Annotated in this window: 26 protein-coding genes and 2 riboswitches; of the genes, 5 read left to right on the top strand and 21 right to left on the bottom strand. The window is 57.1% G+C overall.

Going from position 1 to position 23681, the window contains the following annotated elements:
- The coding region (locus TCARDRAFT_RS10630; protein WP_007289992.1) for an IS110 family transposase at positions 1-593 on the top strand (593 nt) is incomplete at its 5' end.
- Between the two features lie 189 nt (positions 594-782).
- On the opposite strand, the gene rpsR is transcribed toward TCARDRAFT_RS10630, so the two are convergent.
- From rpsR to rpsF, 3 genes are read right to left on the bottom strand one after another with little or no spacing between them, the layout of a single operon-like run.
- Positions 783-1013: a 30S ribosomal protein S18 gene (gene rpsR / locus TCARDRAFT_RS10635; protein WP_007289993.1), complete on the bottom strand. Its 231-nt coding sequence runs from the start codon at positions 1011-1013 to the stop codon at positions 783-785.
- A gap of 17 nt (positions 1014-1030) precedes the next feature.
- Positions 1031-1435 carry a single-stranded DNA-binding protein gene (locus TCARDRAFT_RS10640; protein ID WP_007289994.1) on the bottom strand — a complete coding sequence of 135 codons (405 nt, stop codon included), beginning with the start codon at positions 1433-1435 and terminating at the stop codon, positions 1031-1033.
- Between the two features lie 16 nt (positions 1436-1451).
- A complete protein-coding gene (gene rpsF, locus TCARDRAFT_RS10645) occupies positions 1452-1736 on the bottom strand; it encodes a 30S ribosomal protein S6 (RefSeq protein ID WP_007289995.1) in 285 nt (94 codons plus the stop codon).
- A 449-nt stretch (positions 1737-2185) separates the two neighbouring features.
- On the opposite strand from rpsF, the gene TCARDRAFT_RS10655 reads away from it, so the two are divergent.
- Together TCARDRAFT_RS10655 and TCARDRAFT_RS10660 are read left to right on the top strand one after the other, a co-directional pair.
- Complete coding sequence (locus TCARDRAFT_RS10655) at positions 2186-2386, top strand: DUF3311 domain-containing protein (RefSeq protein WP_040683337.1); 201 nt, start codon at positions 2186-2188, stop codon at positions 2384-2386.
- A 30-nt stretch (positions 2387-2416) separates the two neighbouring features.
- Positions 2417-3892 (top strand): sodium:solute symporter family protein, encoded by a 1476-nt coding sequence (locus TCARDRAFT_RS10660; RefSeq protein WP_007289996.1) that lies wholly within the window; start codon positions 2417-2419, stop codon positions 3890-3892.
- 94 nt (positions 3893-3986) lie between these two features.
- Here TCARDRAFT_RS10660 and TCARDRAFT_RS14675 read toward each other — a convergent pair whose 3' ends face one another.
- The 18 genes from TCARDRAFT_RS14675 to selD form a co-directional block, all read right to left on the bottom strand.
- Complete coding sequence (locus TCARDRAFT_RS14675; RefSeq protein ID WP_198003928.1) at positions 3987-5942, bottom strand: diguanylate cyclase; 1956 nt, start codon at positions 5940-5942, stop codon at positions 3987-3989.
- A gap of 14 nt (positions 5943-5956) precedes the next feature.
- Positions 5957-6583 carry a hypothetical protein gene (locus TCARDRAFT_RS10670; protein WP_007289998.1) on the bottom strand — a complete coding sequence of 209 codons (627 nt, stop codon included), beginning with the start codon at positions 6581-6583 and terminating at the stop codon, positions 5957-5959.
- A complete protein-coding gene (locus TCARDRAFT_RS10675; RefSeq protein ID WP_007289999.1) occupies positions 6580-6939 on the bottom strand; it encodes a response regulator in 360 nt (119 codons plus the stop codon). The genes TCARDRAFT_RS10670 and TCARDRAFT_RS10675 overlap by 4 nt, the downstream gene beginning before the upstream one ends.
- Positions 6940-7083: 144 nt before the next feature.
- Positions 7084-8169 (bottom strand): HD domain-containing phosphohydrolase, encoded by a 1086-nt coding sequence (locus TCARDRAFT_RS10680; RefSeq protein WP_007290000.1) that lies wholly within the window; start codon positions 8167-8169, stop codon positions 7084-7086.
- Entirely contained in the window at positions 8159-10153 is a 1995-nt protein-coding gene (locus TCARDRAFT_RS14680; protein WP_007290001.1) for a sensor histidine kinase, read from the bottom strand. The genes TCARDRAFT_RS10680 and TCARDRAFT_RS14680 overlap by 11 nt, the downstream gene beginning before the upstream one ends.
- 36 nt (positions 10154-10189) lie before the next feature.
- Positions 10190-10816, bottom strand: coding sequence for an HD-GYP domain-containing protein (locus TCARDRAFT_RS14685; RefSeq protein ID WP_198003929.1), 627 nt, complete (start codon positions 10814-10816; stop codon positions 10190-10192).
- A 53-nt stretch (positions 10817-10869) separates the two neighbouring features.
- Positions 10870-11091, bottom strand: a complete 222-nt coding sequence (locus tag TCARDRAFT_RS10695) for a hypothetical protein (protein ID WP_007290003.1) — start codon at positions 11089-11091, stop codon at positions 10870-10872.
- A 159-nt stretch (positions 11092-11250) separates the two neighbouring features.
- Positions 11251-11338, bottom strand: a riboswitch (cyclic di-GMP riboswitch).
- A 352-nt stretch (positions 11339-11690) separates the two neighbouring features.
- Positions 11691-12797 (bottom strand): redox-regulated ATPase YchF, encoded by a 1107-nt coding sequence (ychF, locus tag TCARDRAFT_RS10705; RefSeq protein ID WP_007290004.1) that lies wholly within the window; start codon positions 12795-12797, stop codon positions 11691-11693.
- Between the two features lie 214 nt (positions 12798-13011).
- Positions 13012-13197, bottom strand: coding sequence for a hypothetical protein (locus TCARDRAFT_RS10710; RefSeq protein WP_040683340.1), 186 nt, complete (start codon positions 13195-13197; stop codon positions 13012-13014).
- A 28-nt stretch (positions 13198-13225) separates the two neighbouring features.
- Entirely contained in the window at positions 13226-13984 is a 759-nt protein-coding gene (gene pflA / locus TCARDRAFT_RS10715; protein ID WP_007290005.1) for a pyruvate formate-lyase-activating protein, read from the bottom strand.
- Positions 13971-16205, bottom strand: coding sequence for a formate C-acetyltransferase (gene pflB / locus TCARDRAFT_RS10720; protein WP_007290006.1), 2235 nt, complete (start codon positions 16203-16205; stop codon positions 13971-13973). The genes pflA and pflB overlap by 14 nt, the downstream gene beginning before the upstream one ends.
- A 106-nt stretch (positions 16206-16311) precedes the next feature.
- A riboswitch (ZMP/ZTP riboswitch) is annotated at positions 16312-16393 on the bottom strand.
- A 72-nt stretch (positions 16394-16465) separates the two neighbouring features.
- Entirely contained in the window at positions 16466-17377 is a 912-nt protein-coding gene (locus TCARDRAFT_RS10725) for a malate dehydrogenase (RefSeq protein WP_007290007.1), read from the bottom strand.
- A gap of 192 nt (positions 17378-17569) precedes the next feature.
- A complete protein-coding gene (locus TCARDRAFT_RS10730) occupies positions 17570-19456 on the bottom strand; it encodes a sigma 54-interacting transcriptional regulator (protein WP_007290008.1) in 1887 nt (628 codons plus the stop codon).
- Positions 19438-19659 (bottom strand): DUF951 domain-containing protein, encoded by a 222-nt coding sequence (locus TCARDRAFT_RS10735; RefSeq protein WP_156784689.1) that lies wholly within the window; start codon positions 19657-19659, stop codon positions 19438-19440. The genes TCARDRAFT_RS10730 and TCARDRAFT_RS10735 overlap by 19 nt, the downstream gene beginning before the upstream one ends.
- Positions 19659-20498 (bottom strand): mechanosensitive ion channel family protein, encoded by an 840-nt coding sequence (locus TCARDRAFT_RS10740; protein WP_007290009.1) that lies wholly within the window; start codon positions 20496-20498, stop codon positions 19659-19661. The genes TCARDRAFT_RS10735 and TCARDRAFT_RS10740 overlap by 1 nt, the downstream gene beginning before the upstream one ends.
- Positions 20495-20794, bottom strand: a complete 300-nt coding sequence (locus TCARDRAFT_RS15345; RefSeq protein ID WP_083795423.1) for a DUF3343 domain-containing protein — start codon at positions 20792-20794, stop codon at positions 20495-20497. Before TCARDRAFT_RS15345 ends, TCARDRAFT_RS10740 begins: the two co-directional genes overlap by 4 nt.
- A gap of 7 nt (positions 20795-20801) precedes the next feature.
- A complete protein-coding gene (gene yedF / locus TCARDRAFT_RS10745; RefSeq protein WP_040683342.1) occupies positions 20802-21404 on the bottom strand; it encodes a sulfurtransferase-like selenium metabolism protein YedF in 603 nt (200 codons plus the stop codon).
- Complete coding sequence (selD, locus tag TCARDRAFT_RS10750; protein ID WP_083795424.1) at positions 21394-22437, bottom strand: selenide, water dikinase SelD; 1044 nt, start codon at positions 22435-22437, stop codon at positions 21394-21396. Before selD ends, yedF begins: the two co-directional genes overlap by 11 nt.
- 248 nt (positions 22438-22685) lie before the next feature.
- On the opposite strand from selD, the gene TCARDRAFT_RS10755 reads away from it, so the two are divergent.
- Positions 22686-23393: a hypothetical protein gene (locus TCARDRAFT_RS10755; RefSeq protein WP_007290012.1), complete on the top strand. Its 708-nt coding sequence runs from the start codon at positions 22686-22688 to the stop codon at positions 23391-23393.
- Between the two features lie 39 nt (positions 23394-23432).
- Positions 23433-23654, top strand: coding sequence for a hypothetical protein (locus TCARDRAFT_RS10760; protein ID WP_040683344.1), 222 nt, complete (start codon positions 23433-23435; stop codon positions 23652-23654).
- Positions 23655-23681 lie beyond the last annotated feature (27 nt).

Genomic DNA, 23681 nt, shown 5'->3' on the forward strand with positions numbered 1-23681 from the left:
ACCATCAAAAAATGATGCTATCCATGCAACTAAAACATATTGAAACGCTAGATGAAAGTATTAAAGAATTGGATAAAGAAATAGCAGACCGTATGCGCCCTTTTGAAGAAGCCTTGGAGCTATTAGACACCATACCCGGTGTTAATCGGCGCAATGCAGAAGAAATCATTGCTGAGATTGGAGTAGATATGAGTCGCTTCCCATCCGCGGAGCATCTTTCATCTTGGTCAGGAATGGCTCCAGGGCATAACGAAAGCGCTGATAAGCGAAAATCAGGAAAAACCCGTAAAGGAAACCAACATCTGCGAACAACACTTGTACAATCAGCTCGCTCTGCCGCCCGCCAAAAAGATACTTATCTTGCGTCTCAATACCGTAGAATCTGTTCCCGTCGTGGTTCTAACCGTGCTGCAGTAGCTGTAGGACATAGCATTTTAATAATTGCCTATCATATTCTCAAGAAAAAACAGCCGTACATTGAATTAGGTGCCAACTACTTTGAACAGCGAAGTAAAGATGCTGCAATAAAAAGAGCACTTCAACTTTTACAAAACGCAGGAATTGAAATAAACCTTGAAAATATAGTTGCTTAAGATCAGTTTAAAAGTAAATCCTTCTTTACAAATGCCTACTATAAAAAACCTATAGAGTAGGCCTTGGGATCTCTTTGTCTCTATTCGAAGTAGTTGACATAAATTTTTGAAGTGAGTTTTCGGAGTAGTAGCGCAGCTTTGACCTGGTAAAAACAAAAGAGCCGGAGAAAAAATTCCGGCTCTTTGGTCTTATTCCGCCGTAAACGGCAGGAGGGCCATATTACGCGCCCGTTTAATGGCAAGCGTGAGTTGACGTTGATGTCTGGCGCAGTTGCCCGAGATGCGGCGCGGCAGGATTTTGCCCCGCTCGGTGATAAACCGGCGCAGTCTGGGCACATCTTTGTAGTCAACACGCTCTATCTTGTCAACGCAGAAACTGCAAACCTTTTTCTTCGGTTTTCTGCCTCGTTCGCGTTTCACCTAACCTTTACCTCCCTTTAAAATGGAATTTCCTCTTCAGGAGGGAAGACGTCGCTGCCAATGGACGACACGTCGAAGGACGAACCGCTGCCACCGCCGGCGGCAGCCGTCTGCTTGCGCTCCAGAAACTCGATGCTCAGGGCGACGACCTCGGCAACCCGCCGTTTTTGGCCGTCAGCAGTCTCATAGGAGCGGATTTGCAGGCGTCCTTCCACCAAAATCCGCTGTCCTTTGGTAAGGTTATTTCCACAAGTTTCGGCCAGTCGTTCCCACGCGACAATGGGAATAAAATCGGTCTGCTGTTGTCCCTGGCTAACATAGCGGTTAACGGCGAGATTAAACGACGCCACCGCTTTGCCTGTTTGCGTATAGCGAACTTCCGGGTCCTGGGCGAGACGACCGACTAAGATAACCTTATTCATGGCACATCCTCCTGGCCTATTCGTCTTCTTTAACAACCATATGACGCAAAATCTCGTCCGTAATCTTCATCACGCGCTCAAGCTCGAACACGGCTTTGGGCTCGGCGTCGAAATAGATGACGCAGTAGTAGCCCTCGGTGAAGTCTTTCACCGGATAAGCCAGGCGCCGCTTGCCCCACCGGTCGATCTTCTCCACATTGCCGCCGTTGTTTTTAATGAGGTTCTCAAACTTGGCAATCACCGCGTTGGTCGCCTCTTCGTCGAGCGGCTTCACAATGAATATGACTTCGTATTTTCTCACGAAAATCACCTCCTCCTATGGACTAGTGGCCCCCGTAGGGGCAGGGAAGGTTTGCAATGTAAAATTGAAACCTGCGTCCAGGCCCTGTCCTAGACTGATATATTATACCATTATCCGGCAGCGTAATCAAGGGCTTTCCGGTGATGGCCCTTTATTTATCCGCGCTTGTTCATAAAGCGTCCGCCTTATTAGCCGGACCGGCTTTGCCGGCGCCCATAAACGGGAGGATGGCTGCCAAGCGGCACGGAGAAAGTTTTTCCGTAATAAACCCGTGCCTATCCGACATGGACTTTGGTTTAAAGCAATTGCATTTTTGGCCCGGTTTTTAGCTGCAACCTGTTCAAAATTAACAACCGGCGGCAGGATTTTAGCGCTATTTGGAATAAAAATATAGTACCAAAGCGCGTCGCTTTTGGCTGTATAAAATTAGCATGAAAGGAGCTGCAGGTATGAACTCGGTTAAAGTAATTCTGACGTTAATTCCGTTTATCTGGACTATTGGCATGATTCCCTTTGTTAACAGGGTGAAGCCCTTTGTCTTGGGACTGCCGTTTTTGGCCTTCTGGCTGATTGCCGGAATTGTCGTCGCGTTTTTGTGCATAAGTGCCCTTTATCGCCTTGATAAGAACAAAAACGATTCCGAAATCTAACCTAAGTAACCGGCGAAAGGTTGGTGTAGTATGTCAAACGAATTACTTGCTCTTGTTGTCATCTTCACTTTTGTTATTGGCGCAACAATTGTCGGCATGATCCCCGGGATGAAGCAAAAAATGAACCTCGAAGAGTGGGCGGTAGGTGGCCGTAACTTCGGCCGGTGGCTCAACTGGTTCATTCTGGCGGGCGAAATTTACACCGCTTTTGCGTTTCTGGGCGCAAGCGGCTGGGCCTATGCCCGCGGCGGCCCCACTTTTTACATACTCGGCTATGGCGCGCTGGCGTATCTGGTAGGCTACTACCTATTGCCGGCTATTCAGCCGCTGGGACGCAAATACGGCCTGATGACCCAGCCGGATTTGGTGGAACATTTATATAAGAGCAGACCGCTGGGTATTTTGACCGCCTGCATTGGCGTTGCGTTTCTTTTGCCTTACCTGCAGCTGCAACTCACCGGGTTGGGCCTCATTATTGAGACTTGTTCCTACGGCCAGATTACCCGCGTTCCGGCAATGCTCATCGCCTTTACCATGGTGGCGACCTTTGTTTACGTCAGCGGTCTGCGCGGCGTAGCAGCAACGGCTGTTATCAAAGACGTTGTCATGATGGTCGCCGTGGTCTTTTTCGGGCTGTACCTGCCCATCCACTACTTTGGCAGCGTCGGCGGCATGTTTGAGGCGCTTGACGCGGCCAAACCGGGCTTTCTTGCTTTGCCAGGGGGTACGAAAAACCTGGATGTCAGCTGGGTAATGTCCACCCTCGTCTTAACCAGCTTAGGGTTTTATATGTGGCCCCATTTCTCGGCCAACAGCTTCAGCGCCAAGAACCCCGACGTTCTGCGGCACAACGCCGTATACCTGCCGCTATATCAGTATTGTCTTATTTTCCCCATGCTGATTGGGTTTACTGCCCTGCTGGTGATTACGCCGCCACTAAAAACGCCGGATATGGCCTTTATGACCATTGTTCAAAAAGTATTCCCCGGGTGGGCTTTAGGCCTCGTTGGCGGCGCCGGCGCCCTGGCCTGCATGATTCCCGCGGCCGACCTGCTACTATCTACGTCCATGCTATTTACCCGCAATATTTACGGTAAAACCATCGGCAAAGACACAAGCCCGGAAAAAATGGGCCGCTTAGCCCGGATAGTTGTTCTTATCCTTACGGCCATAGCTTTGTACCTGGCGATCTACAAGCCTAATATGCTGGTCAATCTCCTGCTCACCGGCTACTCAGGCGTAACCCAGTTCTTCCCCATGATTGTCCTGGGACTGTTCTGGAAAAAAGCGACCAAGATCGGGGCATATGCCGGCCTTATTGTCGGCGAAGTTATTGTCTTCTCGTTAATTCTCAACAAAATGGACCCCTTCGCCATTGCCGGACTTAACCTTAATGCCGGGTTTGTGGCCCTGGTGGTTAACATGATTGTCTTTGTCAGCGTCAGCTTGCTTACCTACAAGTCTACGGCTGATGAAAACCAGACGACACAAACGGTAAAAGCATAAAACAAAATTAAGCAGGCCTTGGCTCCAGCGGTCCGGCCGTCGTAGCCCAAGGCCTGCTTTTTTATGTCCGCTCTGACAATCGTTAAGGCTGCCGTCACCAACAACAGCAGTCTTGCCACCCCGCCGGGCCAACGACCCGATTGCGGCCAGCCTGCTTCGCCTGATACAGCCGGCTGTCCGCCAGCCGCACCAAGTCCTCGCCGCTAGTGGCGTCGCCGGGATAAACCGCCACACCGGCCGACAACGACAGCGGGCCTACTATTTTTTCGCGATAAATAATCGCCAGCCCGGCAAACCCTTGTCTGAGTTGTTCGGCCCGACGGCAGACCGCCTCGGCCAACGTGTTGGGCAAAATGACGGCAAATTCTTCGCCGCCAAACCGGCAAGCAATATCGCCTTTCCTGACGCTTTCGGCAATAAACCGGCCGAGCCGCTTCAGGACGACGTCGCCTGCCTCATGACCATAGCTGTCGTTGACACGCTTGAAAAAATCAATATCCAGCATAATAACGCCGATCGTTCCCCCGGTCCGCTCCGTCTGCGCCAGCTCCATCGCCAACACTTCCTCCATATAGCGCCGGTTGTACAGTCCGGTAAGCGGGTCACGAATCGCCTGCTCGTACAATTTTTCTTTTAGCCGCAAATTAGCCAGCGCCAAAGCCAAGTGGTCAGCCACCGTAACGGCAAAGTTGCTGTCGTCTTCCGGCCAGACCGGCGCGCTGCCGCTAGCCGAGCGCGCCACCAGGTTGATGACGCCGGTCTTTTCGCCATTTGCTATCAGCGGGATGCACCAGGAACTGTCGCCGCGGCTGGCCAATAACAGCGCACAGTCCCGGCCCCAACGGCAATAGTCAATCCGCCCCTCGTCCCAACAACGCCGCGCAACAAACCCGGCCAGTTCCGGCGGATAGTCGCCCCAGACGGCTGCCAGCCGCAAAAAATCCCGGTCCTCCTCATAAACATACAGCCCGCCGCTTACGCCCGGAAACAATTGGGGACCATAGGCGGCAACTACTTGATACGCTTCGTCGGTACTTGTACAACGCTGTACCGCCTGCCCGACTTCCTGCAGCAACACCATTTGCTGGTTACGTTTTCCCAATGTTCTTACATTTGCCGCCAGTTCCTCGGCCAAAACCCGGTACCGTTCTTCCGAAACGCGGGTAATATCATACATCTTGGCATGGCTAATTGCCACCGCCGCCAAAGCCGCCAAACGCTCCAGCTGCTGCAGTTGGTTAGACGAAAATGCGTCTTTGACCGCCGCTTCCACCGTAAGAGCGCCAATTAGTTGATTATCGGCAAACAACGGTACCGCCATGCCGGAAACGCCGCCGTCACTTAAGGAGCTAAGCCCGTCGCCGGCCAGGTCGGCCGATAGAACCGCCTGGCGCCGCGCTGCTGCTTGTCCCGCCAAGCACCGACAGCCAGATTTGCAAATAACAGCCGCGGTTGTCAGCCCTGTGCTGGCTTTCAAGATCAAGTCGTCGCCATCACAGAGGAATACCGCAACAAAATCCGTGCGTAGCATACTGCGAATTTTGGTCGCCAGCATTTGCAAGCATTCGTGCAAATCAAGTGACAGAATACTGGCACTAATGCGCTGCACTGTTTCCAGCTCGGCAATCTGCTGGCGCAGCTCGTCCTCGCGGCGTACCCGTTCAGTTACGTCGTGGATAACCGTAAGCGTGCCGACGACCTGTCCCGCCTCATCCCTAACCGGCATTATCTGCGCAGTCTGCTGCATCATTGCGCCGTCACGTGACGCGTTAACCGCCGGCAATGGCAGCAGATAGCTGTGAAACCGCTGGGCCAGTACTATAGTGCGGCCGGTCAGCGCCTCGCGGTACTTGCCGTCAATCCCCCGTTCACGCAGCTGGGGAAAAAGCTCAAATAAGCATTTGCCCACCGCCGCCCTGCTGCTGATACCTGAATGCATTTCCAGCCAATAGTTCCAGCTACAGATTATGAAATTCCGGTCAGTAATGATCAGTCCAAAATCAGCGCTCGTCTCGAGCCACGCTAGCTTGGCCTTGCTCCAGTCCTGCATAATCATCCCAACCTCTAGACGATCTCTTGCTCTAGACGGTCAATGCCTTCGAGCAGATTTTCCAGGGAGGTTATCCCCAGTACGATTATTATGTATCCGTTCACCGTCGCGTCAGCGACATGGAAGCGTGTAAATACGACCACGGCATACCGCAGTTCTTCACCGCCAATAACCAGCGTCTTCACCAGCGCGTCCAGCGATTCCAACCGGAGGCGCGGCACCGAAAAAAACACCTGAACTTTGAACAAATTGCCGAGCATGCCGATGCAGGCATTGAGCAGAATATTACCCACCTCAGTCAAAACTTCGGCAGTCATTTCATCAATTCGATCCGGCGTTCTCGGCTCCTCACCGGCAAACAATCTGCCTAACGCTACGGCATTAGATCGACGAAAAAGCAGCAATGCGCTGCCGGCAAAGGGACCTTCAAAAATTTGTTGAACGGTAGCTACTTCCTCGCCGACCATTTCCTTCAGCACCTCTGCCAGCCGCCCGACCGTCTCGAGACGCAACTGCGGCCGGTCCAGCAGCACCCGGCGGCCGATAATCTCAGAGAGAGCAGCTGCTGTTCGATGAAACGCTATATTAATGATTTCGGTTACAGCATCTTCCTGTTTCTGTGTAAGCAGCAACTCGCTCACCTCCCCAGGACCTCGCTGACCACCGTCATAACCTTGTCAGGCGTAAACGGCTTATTAACCACGGCCGCGGCGCCGGCTTTAAGCGCCATTTGGCGCGTCAACTCCTGAATATCGGCACTGGCGATAATTATCCGAGCCGCACTATCCAGCGCCTTAATCCGTTCCAGCACCTCGAGGCCGTACATGCCGTCCATCGTCAAATCAAGCATTACCAAATCCGGCTTATTGACGAAATACGTCTCCAGGGCCGCCATGCCGTTATCCGCCTCAATTACCTCATGCCCCGCTCCTTCTAGAATACGGCGGAGAATACGTCGCGAAAAGCCTGAATCATCAACTATCAATACCTTAGCCATCACACTACCTCCAAAATCGCGTCCGCCTGTTCAATTCGGGGGGAAAAGCCATTAATTTTTTTGTTCCCGCCAGCCACACTATTCATCTGCCTGCCTTGACCCACGGCTTAATACCCGTTCGGCCGCCGTCATTGCGGCAGGGGTTCATGCCAGCCGGTCATCCGGCAACAGTTCGCTGTAACGCCCTTCAATCTCGCGAATTTCCGGCAATATGGCCAAAAATGCGTCCACTACTGCCGGGTCAAAATGCCGGCCCCGCTCCTGCCGCATGATGACCAGCACCTGCTCGAGCGGCAGCGGCTGCTTGTAGGGCCGCCGCTGCCGCAAGGCGTCAAAAACATCAGCGACGGCAACAATGCGCCCGGCCAGGGGAATGGCCTCGCCGGCCAGACCATAGGGATAACCCGCGCCGTCCCACCGCTCGTGGTGGGACAAGGCGATAATCCGCCCGGTCTCAATCAGCTCCAGTTCCGACCCTTCCAGGATGCGGGCGCCGATGACGGTGTGCTGCTGCATCAGCTGCCGCTCGTATTCATTAAGCGGCCCGGGTTTCTGCAGGATATGGTCGGGAATGGCGATTTTGCCGACATCATGCAGCGGCGCGGCGTGATGCAGCAGGTCGCAGGTCTTAGCATCAAGGCCGAGCTGCCGCGCGATCGCGGCGACATAGTGGCTGATGCGCCGCAGGTGCTGGCCGGTGTCTTCATCGCGGTACTCGGCCGCCCGGCACAACCGGTAAATAGTTTCAAGCGACGCATGTCTCACCTGTTCCAGCGCCTGCTCCAGCTCGCGGGTGCGTTCGGCGACCTCGGCAGCCAGTCGCTGGTTTTGCTCCTGCAGCTGGTCATAATACGCCTTAATGCGCAGCAGCGACCGCACCCGGGCATACAACTCGATTTTCTCGACCGGCTTGATAATAAAATCATCCGCCCCCAGCTCAAACCCGCGGGCCCGGCTCTTGGCATCCGCCAGGGCGGTTACCATCACTACCGGCACGGCCTGCCCGGCCGGTTCGGCCTTCAGCCGGCGCAGCACTTCGAACCCGTCGATGTCCGGCAGCATGATGTCGAGGAGAACCAAATGGGGTTTAAACGTCTCTATTGCCGCCAGCCCTTCGGCACCGCTGCCGACTGTCTGCACTTCGTAGCCGGCCGGCATAAGGAGGGCTTCCATCAGGCGGGCGCTGCGCGCGTCATCTTCGATTACCAGGATTTTCGCTTTAGCGTTCACGAACTATCACCCCACACTCGCCGCCGTCCTGCCTGACCGGCAACACGAAAGTAAACCGGCTTCCCTGGCCCGGCTCGCTGCGTTCAAGCCAGATACGGCCGCCGTGCAGCTCGACAAGCTGGCGGGTGATCGCCAGTCCCAGGCCGGTGCCAGGTGTCTTGGCCGTCAGGTTGCCGCTTACCTGGTAAAACGGTTCAAAAATGTGTTCGGCATGCGTGGCGGCGATACCGATGCCTGTATCTTCCACGCTTATTTCCAACCACTCGCCGGCATCGCGGCATTCCACTTTGATAGCGCCGCCATCCGGCGTGAACTTTACGGCATTGGACAATAGGTTGTACATGATCTGCTTGAACCGGCGGACATCCACCTGGACTTGTGGCGGGACGCCGGCGTCCACCGCCAGTTCCACCGCAATGTTTTTGGCCGCCGCCCGGTCTTTAATGATGCCCAGCGTCTGGCGCAGCAGCTTCGCAATATCGACCGTTTCGGGATAGAAGTTGGTTTTCCCTGCATTAAGTTTGGCCAGGTCGAGCACGTCATTGATGATTTCCAATAAATGCCGCGCGCTGTCTAGAATATCGTTAACATAGACCTGCTGTTTATCGTTAAGGGGCCCGAAATGCTGGTCCAGCAAGACTTCGGAAAACCCCATGATGGCATTGAGCGGCGTGCGCAACTCATGCGACATGGCGGCCAGAAACTGGTCCTTGGCCTGATTAGCCGCTTCCGCTGCGGCCAGCGCCTCGGTCAGCTTCACTTCCAACTGCTTATGTTCGGTAATGTCCACCGCCAGGCCGATAATGCCGGTCACCCTGCCAGCTTCGTCCCGCACCGGCACTTTCTGCATATACACGATGAGCTTGCGGCCGCCGCTGGCAATCAACTCCTCGTCGGCCCATACCGACAGCTCGCCGTCAATCAGTTGCTTGTCCTCGGCGGCATACCGCTGCGCCCGCGCCGGCTCATGCAGTTCATAAATAGTCCGCCCGATCACTTCGTCCGGCCGCAGACCCAGCGCCGCGGCAAACTGCTGGTTGACAAGAAGATAGCGGCCGTCAACATCGCGGTAAAAAGCATAGCCCGGCAGGCTTTCAAACACCGTCGCCACCAGCCGCTGTTGCTGCTGCAGCTCGGCTTCCGCCTGGTGGCACTTAGCCTGCGCCTGTTCCAACTGCGCCTGCAGCTGCACCTTTTTCATAATCAACGCGACCAGCGCTGCCAATTGGCCCATGAGGTAAATAGCCTCGCTTTTTTCACCATGTTGAAGTTTGCAATCATAAAAGACAATTATGCCGTGTACATTAACAGCCGTGTCAAAGACCGGAATGCCAACCGTTACCCCGCCGCCGTCGCCACCGCAATCAAACCGGATTGAGCCGCTCTGGCACACTTGCTCCACCAGACTGGGTTCCGGTTGGACGCCGGCGGCCACGTCGGCTGCCGCCACCACCTTCGGCCCGTCCGGACCGCAGAGAATGAACTGCCCGCCGCTGGCCCGAAAAATATTGGCGGCGGCCTCCAGAACCATTGTGAGTATAACGGTTAGCACCGCATCTTTTACCAAATCGGTCAGCGCATTGTTCACAACTGCCAGCCAGCTATTTACCGCCGCCTGGCGTTCGGCCGGCGCCCCGGCCGCATCGCTTTCCCCCAGCTTGTCGTCCGCCGCCGTGGCCTCAATAATTCCGGTAACCATTCTGCTGCCGGCCGCCGCTGGCGGCGCGGCCTGTCCCCGCAGCCGCCAGCGGCGGCCGGCGGCGGTAAAGGCAATATTGATGCTGCCGCCATCAGCGGCAGCATCCAGATGCTCATTGAGCCGCGCCGCCTCGGGCGGCGGCAGCAGCGCCAGCAGGTCGGCGCGCAAGATTTCTCCGCCAACCAGGCTGCAGCCTGATCCGAAAACGAACACATCATCGTCAAGATGCCATGTCCATACTGCCCACTCCGCGTCAGGCGCTTGTCTGTCGCATTCCGGCAACATCGCTTTCTCTCGCTCCTCTCTATAAATTATTTATACCTATTCTTCTTGCCCGCCTGACGCACTATGCCAGGCAGGTGGCAGGACTCTCTCCAGCCCCGCCACCGCTTCCGGCAAAAACAGGTGCTGCTCCTTTTTTATCAGTGCAAAGGCCTGGCGTGGTTCCAGCCTGAGTCGATAGCTCCGCTCCGACGTCACGGCGTCAAAGGCATCGGCAATTGCCACGATACCGGCCAGCAAGCTGATCTCGCTTCCCCGTATCCCGGCCGGATACCCGCTGCCATCGTAGCGCTCATGATGCTGGGCAATAATTGTCAAGACCGAGTCTTCCATCGCCAGCGGTCTGAGCATGTCGCAGCCGACGCGGGGATGCTGCCTTACCAGCAGCCACTCCTCGGCCCGCAGCCGGCCAGGTCGGTTGAGAACTTCCGGCGGCACCAGCACCATGCCTATGTCATGGAGCAGCGCGCCAAGCCCGAGCGCCTGACCAGCCTGCCTGTCCAGCCCCAGTCTTTCGCCAATCATTATCGCCAAGAGCGCCACATTCAAAGAATGGGAATAAACCCAGCCGGCATACCCGACCAGCGCGCCCAAGTGTACGCCCCAAACGCTGTGGCGGGCGGTTTCGAGAAACGCTCCTACCCGCGCCGCCGCGGCCGCGATCAAGTCCTGGTCCAACCCGTGTATAGTTTCAGTTAGCCTAGTGACTGCAGCAACTACTAGTCCATCATCGTGCGTTTGCATGCGCGGGGGGGGGGGGGGGACGTAATTTCGGTCCCCCTTCGCTCGAGTGCCACTTTGCGCTCGAGCAGCCGCCGATAGACCTGCGGCGTTATTTCTTTGCCTTTGGCCACCAGCAAGACGCCGTCCTCATCATAAATATCGCGTTCGGCAATGTTGCCTGCCGTCTCTAAGCCGCCGTTTCCGCCTGTTCCGGCCATTGCGCTTCCCTCCCGGCAAAATTTATACGCCAAATAATAGCGAAAGCAATGAAACCAGGTTGTCCGCGAAAAACAGCAAAAATGCAGGCTGTCCGCCTGCCAACCAGCTTATAATCGCTTCATCATTGCATAATATACAAACAATTAGCTCTAATGCTAATTGGCAACCTGGCGATCATAGACACCCAATGTCCTTAGACCCATGGCTTTGCGTCCCCGGCTTTCGCCGGGTTTGCCCAACTTATGTATATCGAAATATGTCGAAAACCTACCTCTTTTGTTTTATCATACTATAGCTTCCAGGCCTTGACAAGTCCTTTTTTGGGCAATAAGTCCCATTTTTGGGAATTTTGTCCCAACCGGAGCCCGACCCGGTCGCCACCTGGCCCTTGACAGCCTGCAGCGCCGGTAAACTGCTCACCGGGCGATTGGCTAGCCAATTGCCCACTGCAGAACCTCCGCCTGAGTTTCGGACGGTATTATATGACAAAGACCTCCTGTTCGCAGCCTTAAAGCTGCTGCAGGAGGTCTGGTCTTTCACCGTCTGAAATTGGAAATTCAGGCGAAATATTGCCCGGGAAATGGCGGTTTTGCACCTCTTACACGTTGAACCGGAAATAGACCACGTCGCCGTCCTGCATCACGTAGTCTTTACCTTCCAGGCGGATGAGGCCCTTTTCTCGGGCCGCGCCGTAGCTGCCAGCGGCCATGAGGTCGGTATAAGACACTACCTCGGCCCGGATAAAGCCGCGCTCGATATCGCTATGAATTTTGCCGGCCGCCTGCGGCGCCTTGGTGCCCTGCCGGATGGTCCACGCCCGCACTTCCTGTTCGCCGGCGGTGAAAAAGGTGATAAGGCCCAGCAGCTTATACCCGGCCTTAATGAGCTTGTCCAACCCCGACTCGGCAAGGCCCAGCTCGACCAGAAACTGTTTGGCTTCCTCGTCGGGCAGCTCGGCAATTTCCGCCTCGAGTTTGGCCGAAACGGCGATCACCTCTGCCCCTTCCCCGGCGGCATACTGTTTAACCGCCTGCACATAGGGGTTGGCGTCCGGAGCGGCTACATCGTCTTCGCTAACATTGGCGACAAATAGCACCGGTTTGAGGGTGAGCAAGTTGAGATCGCGCACCAACGCCTGTTCTTCTTCGCTTAAGCCCAGCCGTCGCGCCGGCTGGCCCTCACCCAGCCCGGTCCGCAGGCGCTCAAGGACGGCAAACTCGCTCTGGGCTTTTTTATCACCGGCTTTGGCCATTTTTTGTGTGCGCTCAAATCGTTTTGCCACCGTCTCCAGGTCGGCAAGGCACAGCTCGGTGTTGATAATCTCAATATCGCGCAAGGGGTCAAGCGCTCCTTCGACATGGGTGATGTTGGCATCGGCAAAGCAGCGTACCACCTGAGCCACGGCATCGACCTGACGGATGTGGGACAAAAACTTGTTGCCAAGCCCCTCACCCTGGGATGCACCCTTGACCAGACCGGCGATGTCGACAAACCGCATGGCGGTTGGTGTTGTCTTGCGCGGCTTATACATCTCGGCCAGCGTCCACAGCCGCTCGTCCGGCACTTCCACCACACCCACGTTGGGTTCAATGGTGCAAAAGGGGTAATTGGCCGCTTCCGCCCCTGCCTTGGTAATGGCGTTGAACAAAGTGCTCTTGCCCACGTTGGGCAGCCCAACAATACCTACTTCCAAATTGGTGCTCATGTAAACTCCACCTTACTGCAAAGATAATCATGCCAATAAATTGGCACCACAAAGCATGAAAACCGTTATTCAACCACGGAGGACACAGAGGCGCGATATTCATCGCGCTAAAGCAAAAATTATCTCTCTCCGCGCCTCCGCGGTTCCCCTCCACTTTCCATGCTCGCTGTAACCTATATATTTTAGACCATTCGGGCGGGTATTGGCAAGGTTTCTATCTCTCCCTGTGCCGCCAGTTGACCCAGACGTATTTCAGGCGGGCCATGCCAAGGAGAATAAACACCGACCCGGCGATAACGCCGACGGTGACGTTAATAATGCGGCCGAAATCGGTGCCGATAGCCACCAGGACGATTCCCGTAATAAAGGTGGATAAACCGAGCAATAATTGGGAAAGCATGCATACCTCCGGCCAATATAATTTCCTGTTAGTATTCTGCCTCGATTACCTTAATTCCTTGCGCTGTTAAGGCTGCCTGCACGGCAAGCATATGCTCGCGCCGGGCGCCCGCGATGCCGTCCAAAGGATAGCGGCGACCAAGGCCCTCCCATTTGGCCCGGCCAAGGGTATGATAGGGCAAAAGTTCCACGGCGACGAGCCGCGGCAGGCCATGCAGCAAGGCGGCCAACGCCGTTAAATCAGCCGCCCCGTCGGTTAAACCGGGGATGACGACATACCGCACCGTCACCGGTACGCGGGCGGTGGCAACGCGCAAATTTTCCAGAATTGGTCCCGGCGGCCTCCCGGTAAGCCACACATGCTTGTCCGGGATGGCCGTCTTAATACTGAACAAGACGGCGTCGGTATAGGGCAGCACCTGCGCCAGCTTGGCCGGCGCCGCAAAACCGGCTGTATCCAGCGTGGTATGAATACCTTGCTTGCGGCAGGCGCGAAACAGAGCGGCTATAAAGTCGGCCTGCAAGAGCGGCTCGCCGCCGCTCACCGTCACCCCGCCCCCGGAAAAGCGGTAAAACGCCTCATACCGGGCCAGGTCGGACAGCACCGCGTCAACGGTGACCGGCCGGCCGGTCGGCTGCCATGTATCGGGGTTATGACAGAATTTACAGCGCAAGGCGCAGCCGGCGAGAAACAGGACATAGCGGATACCCTGTCCGTCGACGGCGCCGCATGGTTCACAGGAATGGCAGATGCCGGTCGGCATGACTACCTCCTTACAACCGTTCATAGAAGGTGCGCTCCAGCACTTCGCGCTGCTGCCGGGGCGACAGTTTCGTAAAGTGAACGGCATACCCCGAGACGCGGATGGTGAGATGGGGATAATTTTCGGGATGGGCCATAGCGTCCTCCAGAACACGGCGGTCCAAGGCATTGATATTAATATGATGTCCTCCCTGCGCGGCATAGGCGTCGAGGATGCCTGCCAAGTTATCCCGCCGCGCGGCCGCCGTTTTGCCTAAGGCGGGAGGCAAGACAGAGAAAGTATACGAAATACCGTCCCGGCAGTCGTCATACGATAGTTTGGTAATCGACCGGATAGCGGCCAGCGCCCCGCGGCGGTCGCGCCCGTGCATGGGATTGGCGCCGGGGGCGAAAGGCTCACCGGCTTGGCGGCCGTCAGGTGTTGTCCCCGTTTTCTGGCCATAAACGACATTAGAGGTAATGGTAAGGATCGACAGGGTATGCTCAGCGCCCCGATAGGCGGCATGTTCCTTCAGCCTGTCGATAAATTCGCGACAGATCTCGGCGGCGATGGCATCCACCCGGTCGTCGTCGTTGCCAAAACAGGGATAGTCGCCGCTAATGACAAAATCTACCGCCAGGCCGCGGTCGTCGCGCACGGCTTTCACTTTGCCGTACCGGATGGCGCTCAAACCGTCAGCCACCACCGACAAGCCGGCCGCGCCGAAGGCCATCAACCGCTCCACTTCCGTGTCATGCAGCGCCATCTGCGCGCTTTCGTAGGCATATTTATCGTGCATATAGTGAATAAGGTTCATGGTATTGACATACAGGCCGGCCAGCCAGGCAAGGACACGCGAAAAGTTTTGCCGCACCTCGTCGTAGTCGAGATATTCACCCTGCGGCAGCGGCAGGACCGGCCCCACCTGCTCGCCGGTTAGCTCATCGCGGCCGCCGTTGATAGCATATAAAAGCGCCTTGGCCAGGTTAGCCCGGGCACCGAAGAACTGCATTTGCTTGCCTACCTTCATCGCCGACACGCAGCAGGCGATGGCATAATCGTCACCATAGACCGGTCGCATTATATCGTCGTTTTCGTACTGAATAGCGCTCGTGTCCAGCGATACTTGGGCACAGAACCGCTTAAAGCCGTCAGGCAGGTTTGTTGACCACAGCACCGTCAAATTTGGCTCAGGCGCCGGTCCCAGATTATACAGTGTTTGCAGGATGCGGAAAGAAGTGCGGGTAACCAGCGTCCGGCCATCCAGGCCCATGCCGCCGATGGCCTCGGTCACCCACAGTGGGTCGCCGGCAAATAGTTCATTGTATTCAGGTGTGCGCAGTTGGCGGGCCAGCCGCAGTTTAATCACCAGCTGGTCGATAAGCTCCTGCGCCTCGGCTTCGCTGATGCGGCCGGCCGCTAGGTCCCGTTCCAGGTAAATATCAAGAAAGGTAGACACGCGCCCGAGCGACATGGCGGCGCCGTTCTGCTCCTTGATGGCCGCCAGGTAGCCGAAATACAGCCACTGCACCGCTTCACGCGCATCAAGCGCCGGGCGGGTAATGTCAAAACCGTAGGCGGCGGCCATTTTGGCCATGTCCTCCAAGGCGGCGATCTGCATGGCGACCTCCTCGCGGAGCCGGATGACTTCTTCCGTCATCGGCACGGCGGCCAGCCGGCCAAGGTCAGCTTGCTTGGCGGCGATCAGGCGATCCGTGCCGTACAGGGCTACCCGCCGGTAGTCGCCGATGATGCGGCCCCGCCCATAGGCATCAGGCAGGCCGGTGATAATCCCCACCCGCCGCGCCAGCTTCATTTCCTCGGTATAAGCGCGGAAGACGGCGGTGTTATGGGTAACGCGATGCTCATGATAGATTGCGGATATGGCCGGATCAAGCCGGTAGCCATAGGCTTCGCAGGCCTGTTCGGCCATCCGGATGCCGCCGTTTACGATGACGCCGCGCTTAAGCGGCTCATCGGTCTGCAAGCCAACGATTATTTCCAGATCACGGTCAATATATCCCGGCGCATGGGCCGTGATGGTGGAAACCTTCCCGGTATCGACGGCGAGCACGCCGCCAGCGGCCCGTTCTGCGGCCAGCAGGCGGCAGCATTTGTCCCACAATGCGGCCGTCCGCGCAGTAGGCCCGACGAGAAAAGCGCCATCCCCGGTGTAAGGTGTATAGTTTTGCTGAATAAAATCGCGTACATCAATCGTTTCTGTCCACCGTCCAGGTCGAAACCCCTGCCATGCATTCACTGCCATTGCTATCACTCCTCCTACCTCTTTCCCTTTACCTCATACCTCATACCTCATACCTCATACTTCATACCTCATACATTTACCCCCAAAAATAAATACCGCCTGGGCTAATTTTTGCCCAGGCGGTCGGCTTTTCTTCGGATACAGTCCACGTGGTTGCTTCCACTAATCCGCCAGTCCTGTATCCTGTCTGTTAAATTATTCTGGTTAAATTATAAGCGGCAGCAGCAGCCGGCGTCAACAGGGAAGAATTTTCGCACTTTTTACAGGAGCTGTTCCATTTCCTTAACATATTTTTTGATATTGGCTACCGATGCCGCCAGCTGCTCCTGCTCCGCCGCCGTCAGCGCGAGGGGCAGAACCGGACCGGCGCCGCCGCGGCCGACAATGGTAGGCAGGCTTAACGCCACCCCGTACTGCGGATTGTAGGTGCAGACCGGCAGCACGGCCCGGCTGTCGCGGACAATGGCCTCGAGAACGGCGCAAGCCGCCGTGGCTGGGGCAAAAACGGTGCCGCCTTTCAGAGCGATTACCTGACTGGACGCCTGTACAACATTTTCAATAATTGGGGCCAGTTTGGCCTGGTCGTAACCCGGCAGAGCGGTAAGGGGCACGCCGCGCACCGTAATCTGGGAAGTGAGGCACACCATCGTTTCGCCATGTTCGCCCACTACATATGCATCAATGTCCCGCGCGTCGGCGTCGAACGCAACCGCCAGGTAGGAGCGGTAGCGGGCGGTATCCAGCACCGTGCCCATACCAATAACGCGGTTTGCCGGTAAGCCAGATACCTGATAGGCCAATTGGGTCATAACATCCAGCGGATTGGTTACCATAAAAATAATGCAATTGGGACTATAATGAACAGCTTGGCGCACCAGGTCGGCAATGAGGGCGGCGTTGCGGGACAGGAGCAGCACCCGCGGCTCATCGGCTTTGCGGGGGATGCCGGCGGTAATGACAACAATGTCCGCACCGGCCGTGTCCGCCATCTCCCCATGGCGGATCCGCGCCGGCGGCGCAAAGGCCAGGCACTGGAGCATGTCGAGAGCTTCACCGTGGGCTTTGTCCCGGGCGGCGTCAACCATCACGATTTCGTGCGCCAGCCCTTTCAGCATGGCCGTATAGCCAATCGCCGCACCCACTTTGCCGCTGCCGACAATCGCTATTTTCATGACGTCCACTCCTTTTCACCATCGCTATATTTAGTACCTTTGCCACCCTTCCTATGCAAATTTCATACCAACTTTTCAAACCACCCAACTTTCCTCTTAGTAGGCAGCATGGGCGGGCAACTCCGGTGAGAACAGCCGTAGTCCGAGTGGACAACACGAAAACAGCATCGTTTCATTTTGAAACGATGCTGTTCATTTTGAAATGTCGTCCGCTATTCCCAGTTCGCGCAGTTTGCGCCATAAGGTCGACCGGCCAATGCCGAGCAAGCGGGCGGCCTGTTGTTTATTGCCGTTGGCACGGGCCAGGGCGTCCCGGATGGCGGCCGCCTCGGCCGCCTTCATCCCCGGCGCAGCCGGCCGGTCGGAAGAACGCAGGCGACGCTCGAGACATTGCCGCACCTCAGTCGCGGTAATTACCGGACCGGCCGCCAGCGCCATCAACCGGTCAACGACATTATGCAACTCGCGAACATTGCCCGGCCAGTCATAGGCAGCCAAGAGCGCCAGCCCCTCGTCGTCAATCCCCTGGACAGCACGGCGGTATTTATGGTTAAATTCGTCGATGAATTTGCGGACAAAGAGCGGGATGTCCTGCTTGCGGGCTCTGAGTGGCGGCACTTCCAGGGCCAGCACGTCGAGGCGGTAATATAAATCTTCGCGGAAGCGGCCGGCCGCGACCATCGCCCGGAGATCACGGTTGGTAGCGGCGATGACCCGGATATCGACAGGAATAACGCGGTCGTCGCCGATACGGTATATTTCATGCTCCTGCAGCACCCGCAGCAGCCTGGCCTGCAGTTCTTCCGCCATTTCACCGATTTCGTCCAGAAAAATCGTACCGCCGTGGGCTTGTTCGAAAAGCCCGACTTTGCCGCCTTTTTTCGCGCCGGTGAAGGCTCCCTCGGCATAGCCGAAGAGCTCGCTTTCCAGCACCGTCGCCGGGATGGCCGCGCAGTTGACGGCCACGAACGGGCCGTACCGGCGCGGGCTGGCCGCATGAATGGCATGGGCGAAATATTCCTTGCCGACGCCGGTTTCCCCCTGAATAAGGATCGTGGCATCGACGGCCGCAAAGCGGCGGGCCTCGTCGATAACCGCCCGCATTGCCGGCGCGGCAGTTTCCTCCAGTTCCAAAAAGGTATGGCGCGCCAGGCGGCCCCGCCGGGCCAGCTCCTGCCGCGTCCGCCGTTCGATGTCCTGGAACTGGCGCAGTTCCTGCAGCGTGGCCACCGCTCCGGCCGTTTCGCCGCCGATGGTGATCGGCAAGTAATTAATTACCAATTCGCGCCCGTCCTCCAGACGCTCGACCGACCCGGTAAGCCGCTCGCCCAGCTGGCCATGGCGGCGCAACTTGACCAGCAAAGGGTGGTTATCCGGAGCGCCGTGCGCCAGCGCGAGCAGGCGGCGGGCTTCCCGGTTAAGCGCCGTCACCGCCCCGGCGTTGTCGACGGCGATAATGCCATAATCGACCGAATTAATAATCGTCTCAATCCGGCGGGCGTTGGCCTCTTCCATTCGCTGGATAGTGAGCATCTGCCGGGACAGCTCCAGGGCGTGGCGGATGCCCTCCGGCCCGGACCGCAGCAGGATGCCGCGCAGGCCATAGGCTTCGGCTTCGTCGACCACTGCCTGGTTACCGATAATACAGGCCGCTCCCGCCCGAACCGCCTGATCGACCCCGGCCCGGTACTGCCGGTAGTCGTCAATGGCAATCTTCCGGGCTTTATCGGGCACGCCAAGAATTTCTTCAATTGCCGCCAGCCCGGCCAGCACTTCCTGCCGGTCGACGATAGCCACCGGCCCGCCGGCCGCCTGCGCTTCGAGCAATGCCCGCAAAAGATCGAAACCGGTAAACTTTACCTCCACCAGCGGTACCTGGGGCAGGGCAGCGGCAATCATACCGCAGGTTACGCCGCGGCTAATCAGCACCCTCGCCCCTTCGGCCACGGCCTGCCGGGCGGCGGCCACCCCGGCGGCTAACCGGGCCTGGACAACGCTTACGGCACTGTCGCCGGCGGCCAGCTGGCGGGTAAGACTGGCCCACTCGCCATGGGTAGCGATTACGACGATGTCGGGCATGAACTTTCTCCGCCTGCCGCCGGCTGGATAATCGCTTTTACGGCTTTTTCAAATTTGGGCCGGGGCAGCATGACCTGCCGGCCGCAGCCCAGGCACTTGATGCGAAAGTCGATGCCGGTCCGCAGGACTTCCCAGCGGTCTGAGCCGCACGGATGCGCTTTTTTCATTTTCACAATATCGCCGACCTGATAACGGACAATCATCATTTTCCCCCCTGCTCTGCCAGGTCACGGATGGCAGGCGCCGCCGGCGGCGGCACCTGGGCGGCGTCAAAGAGCTCCTTGATGCGCTGCCTGAGCGCCGCTTCCACTTTCACTTGTTCGAGCGGTACCGTTTTGGCCACCAGGCGAATAACAAGGTCATAGGTGCGCAGGTCAACCACCCCTACCACTTTGGGCCCCTCAATTACCTCCGGCAGCTTGGCGGCAACCTCGGTGCAGGCCTGATTGAGCAGCGCCATCACCTGGGCGAGGTCGGCCTCATATGACACCGGCACATTAACGGCGGCTTGCATCGTCCCTCGCGTGTGATTGCTTACCCGGGAAACTTGGCCGTTGGGAATAATGTGCAGCACGCCGTTGCCGTCCCGCAGTTTCGTTACCCGGAAGCCCATCTCCTCCACCGTGCCGGCGATGTTACCAATTTCGATATAATCACCAATAGCGTACTGGTCTTCGAGAATGATAAAAAACCCGGTCATAAAGTCCCGTATCAGGCTTTGGGCGCCCACGCCGAGGGCCAAGCCCACGATACCGGCGCCGGCAATCAGCGAGGTGGTGTCAATACTGAATTCCTGCAGCACCAGAACGATGGCGATAAAGTAAAGGCTGTAGCGGGCAATGCTCTGAACCAGGCCGCTCAGCGTGCGCGCCCGCTTTTCATCCACGTTAAACGACTTGAGCCCCGCCTGGGCCAAAAAGAACCGGTCGATAACAACGCGGGCAAAGCGCACAGTTAGGCTGACGGTAAAAATGATGGCTGCAATCCGCATGACTTTGCCGCCCATTTGCAGCCAAAAGGCCGATGATAAAAAATCGCTCACAGGCTACCTCCTGCTACCGACGACTTGTATTCGTGCAGCAGCTCATACACCCTCCGGCCGGCGTCGCGACTGAATAGCCGCGACCACCGCACCTTGGCGGCGGCCAGCGTCGCCAACACGGCCGCTTCGTCGGCGGCGGCAAACAGCAAGCACTGGCCGCAGCTTAGCGATACTTCCCGCGGCGTCGGTGCCGCCGCGGCCGCGATGCCGGCCGCGGTGAGAACTTTTTCGGCCCGGAGGGCATGGTGTACGGAATCAAAGGTGATTAACCGGTCATATTCGCTAAACGTAGTTATTCACCGCCTACAAGGTAATTGCCCGGTGGGACGTGATTTCGTCCACTATTGTATACATATTGGTGACTTCGCCGACAGCCAGTTTTTCCTTCAGGCCGAAATAGTCGAGACAGGTGCCGCAAGCCCGCACGGTTACACCTTTCGCCGCCAACGTCCGCAGGTGGTCCAGCACCGGCGAACCTTCGACGGCGAGCCGGACGGCGCTGTTAATCAGCAGCACCGCCCGCGGCAGCGGCTCTTTCTCCGTAAGGGTAAACAGAAAAGACTTCATCAGCACATCGCCCAGCTCGCTGCTGCCATGGCCAAGTGCGGCGTTGGTCAAAAGATACACCGGGCCGCCTGCCGCGGCAGCCGCCGGGGACGGGGACGAGGCCGGTCCGGCAGCCTGAGTCCCCTGCCCTTTGGTAATCGCAAGATAATAATGGCCGTCTTTTTCTTCTACCCGGACACCGTAGCCGTTCGCCGTGGCGAACTTAATCACGTTTTCTTTGGCGACGGCGTTATCCACAATGGTGGTAACTATCCCCTGCTCGATACTGTCAAGCGCCTTTTTGGTGGCAATTACCGGCTGGGGACAAGCCAGCCCCCGCGCATCAACACTAATCGACATAGATTTCGCCACTTCCTTCCTTGGTTACTTCGCCGATGATGGCCGCATGGGCCAGGCCGCGTTCGTGGAGCGCGGCCAGCAGCTCCTGGGCGGGCGCCGCCGGCAGGCTGAAGAGCAGCCCGCCTGATGTCTGCGGGTCAAAACAGAGATCGCGTATGTTTTCCGGCACTGCATCAGCAAACGTCACGGTTTTAAGATAATCACGGTTGGCATAGGCCCCGGCCGGCACAAACCCCATCGCCGCCGCGGCCGCCGCCTCAGGCAAAAGCGGCAGGGCGGCGCTGTGGACCGTGACCTGCACCCGGCTGGCGCTGGCCAGCTCATAGAGGTGGCCGAGCAAGCCAAAACCGGTGATGTCGGTGCAGGCGTTTACCGAGTACCTTGTCGCCGCCTCCGCGGCGTAGCGGTTGAGGGCGGCCATGCTTTCCGTCGCCGCCCGTACCCCTTCGGCAAACATATCGGCCTTGGCCGCCGTGGCGAGCACCCCCGTCCCCAGCGGTTTGGTCAGGATTAAAAGATCTCCCGCTTTCGCGCCGGCATTGGTCAAAATCCGGTCAGGACGGGCAATGCCGGTAACGCTGAGACCGTATTTGGGCTCGGCATCATCGACGGTATGCCCGCCGACAATAACGGCCCCGGCCTCACGCACCTTGTCCTGACCGCCCTGGAGGATGGAAAGCAACACTTCCGGCGGCAAGGAACACGTCGGAAACGCGACAATGTTCATCGCCGTCAGCGGTCGGCCGCCCATGGCATACACATCGCTCAGGGCGTTGGCGGCGGCAATTTGGCCGAAGGTATACGGATCGTCGACAATGGGGGTGAAAAAGTCAATGGTTTGAATAAGGGCAATATCGTCGCTTAATTTATAGACACCGGCGTCATCAGCCGTATCGACGCCGACAAGTAGCCGCGGGTCATCCGGCGGCGACAGTTGACGCAGAACCTGCGCCAGGGCTCCCGGCCCGATTTTGGCCGCTCAGCCGCCGCTTTTGGTATAATGGGTGAGCATTATGCGGTCGGCTTTTGCCATAAGCAATCATCCTTTCGCGTGAAATGAAAACCAATTTTACCAATTTTCCACTTTCCACTTTCTACTTTCTACTTTCCACTTTCTACTTTCCGATTGCCACTTTCCAGGGTAGATATATAAATATAACTATGCTTTCTTATATATTTTATTTATACTTCGCCCGGTAAAATCCTTTTTGCTACGTTTCGCCAAACCGGCAAGTTACGCATATAATGATACAGCATTATACGGCAAGCGAGGCGAAGAAGATGAGCAGCGCCAGCCAAACCCCCCCATCGTCGATTATTGATTTAATTTTAGCGGACGTCAATGCTATTGTTCCCAATTTTAATTCGCTTGTTAGCTCCTACCGGCTGCTGGTCGGCGCCGCCGAGGAAATCCGCCGCACGAGCGGCGTCTGCCCCGATGTTTTCGAACGGGCCGTCCGGCGCTATGACAATACCGGCACCCTGATTGACATTCTGATTGAACTCTTATGCTGTAAAATTGCCTTTAGCGCTCAGTTCCTTACCGTCTCGTGCGCGCCGGTCGACCTTTTCCGCCTGCTCGCCACACGCGATTCCGCCACCGCTACGCCCCACTGCACGGCAGAACAGGTCGTCATTTTGGAAGCGGTGCGCCGGGTGTTACAGCAATATTGCCAGGACGGACCTTGCCTGCCTTATAATCCGGTTGTTTATCCCACCCCCACGCCGAAGCCATCGGCATCAAAGCCGCCGGCGGCAGCGCCGCCAAACAGCGATATTGCCGAGGTAGTATTTACTGAAGAGATTGCCGGCGGCACCATCAAAGAACAGCAGCTCTCGCCGCGTGAGCCGGCGCCGGCTGCGAAAGCCGCTCCCCACCAAACGCAGCCGGCAGCTAACACCGTGCCTGATCCCGAGCCGACGAAAAGCCGCCTGCGCCCCCGCCATTTGCTCAACTTGCATTCTGGCGACAAGCCGAAAAAGCGGTAACGCCGCTTCATAAAAGCTGCTGCGAAAAGGAGAAAACCGATGGCCCTTCCAGCCGACATTCACGATATCGTGGAAGTTTTTTTGATCCAAAACCTGGCGGCGCTTGGCTCGCCCGCCGCCGGTCTTATCTTCCCGGCTAACCCGCTTTTAATCCAAACCGCGGTCATTAACAGTTTTGACCGCTATGCCCTCCCGTCCGATTACCAAGAGATTTTGGACATCATCGTCCTGTACCGCCTAAGAGGGTTAGTCCTAACTTAGCCAATTAACCGGACAAACGCTCAGCAA

It is taken from the genome of Thermosinus carboxydivorans Nor1 (assembly GCF_000169155.1).
GTDB lineage: Bacteria > Bacillota > Negativicutes > Sporomusales > Thermosinaceae > Thermosinus > Thermosinus carboxydivorans.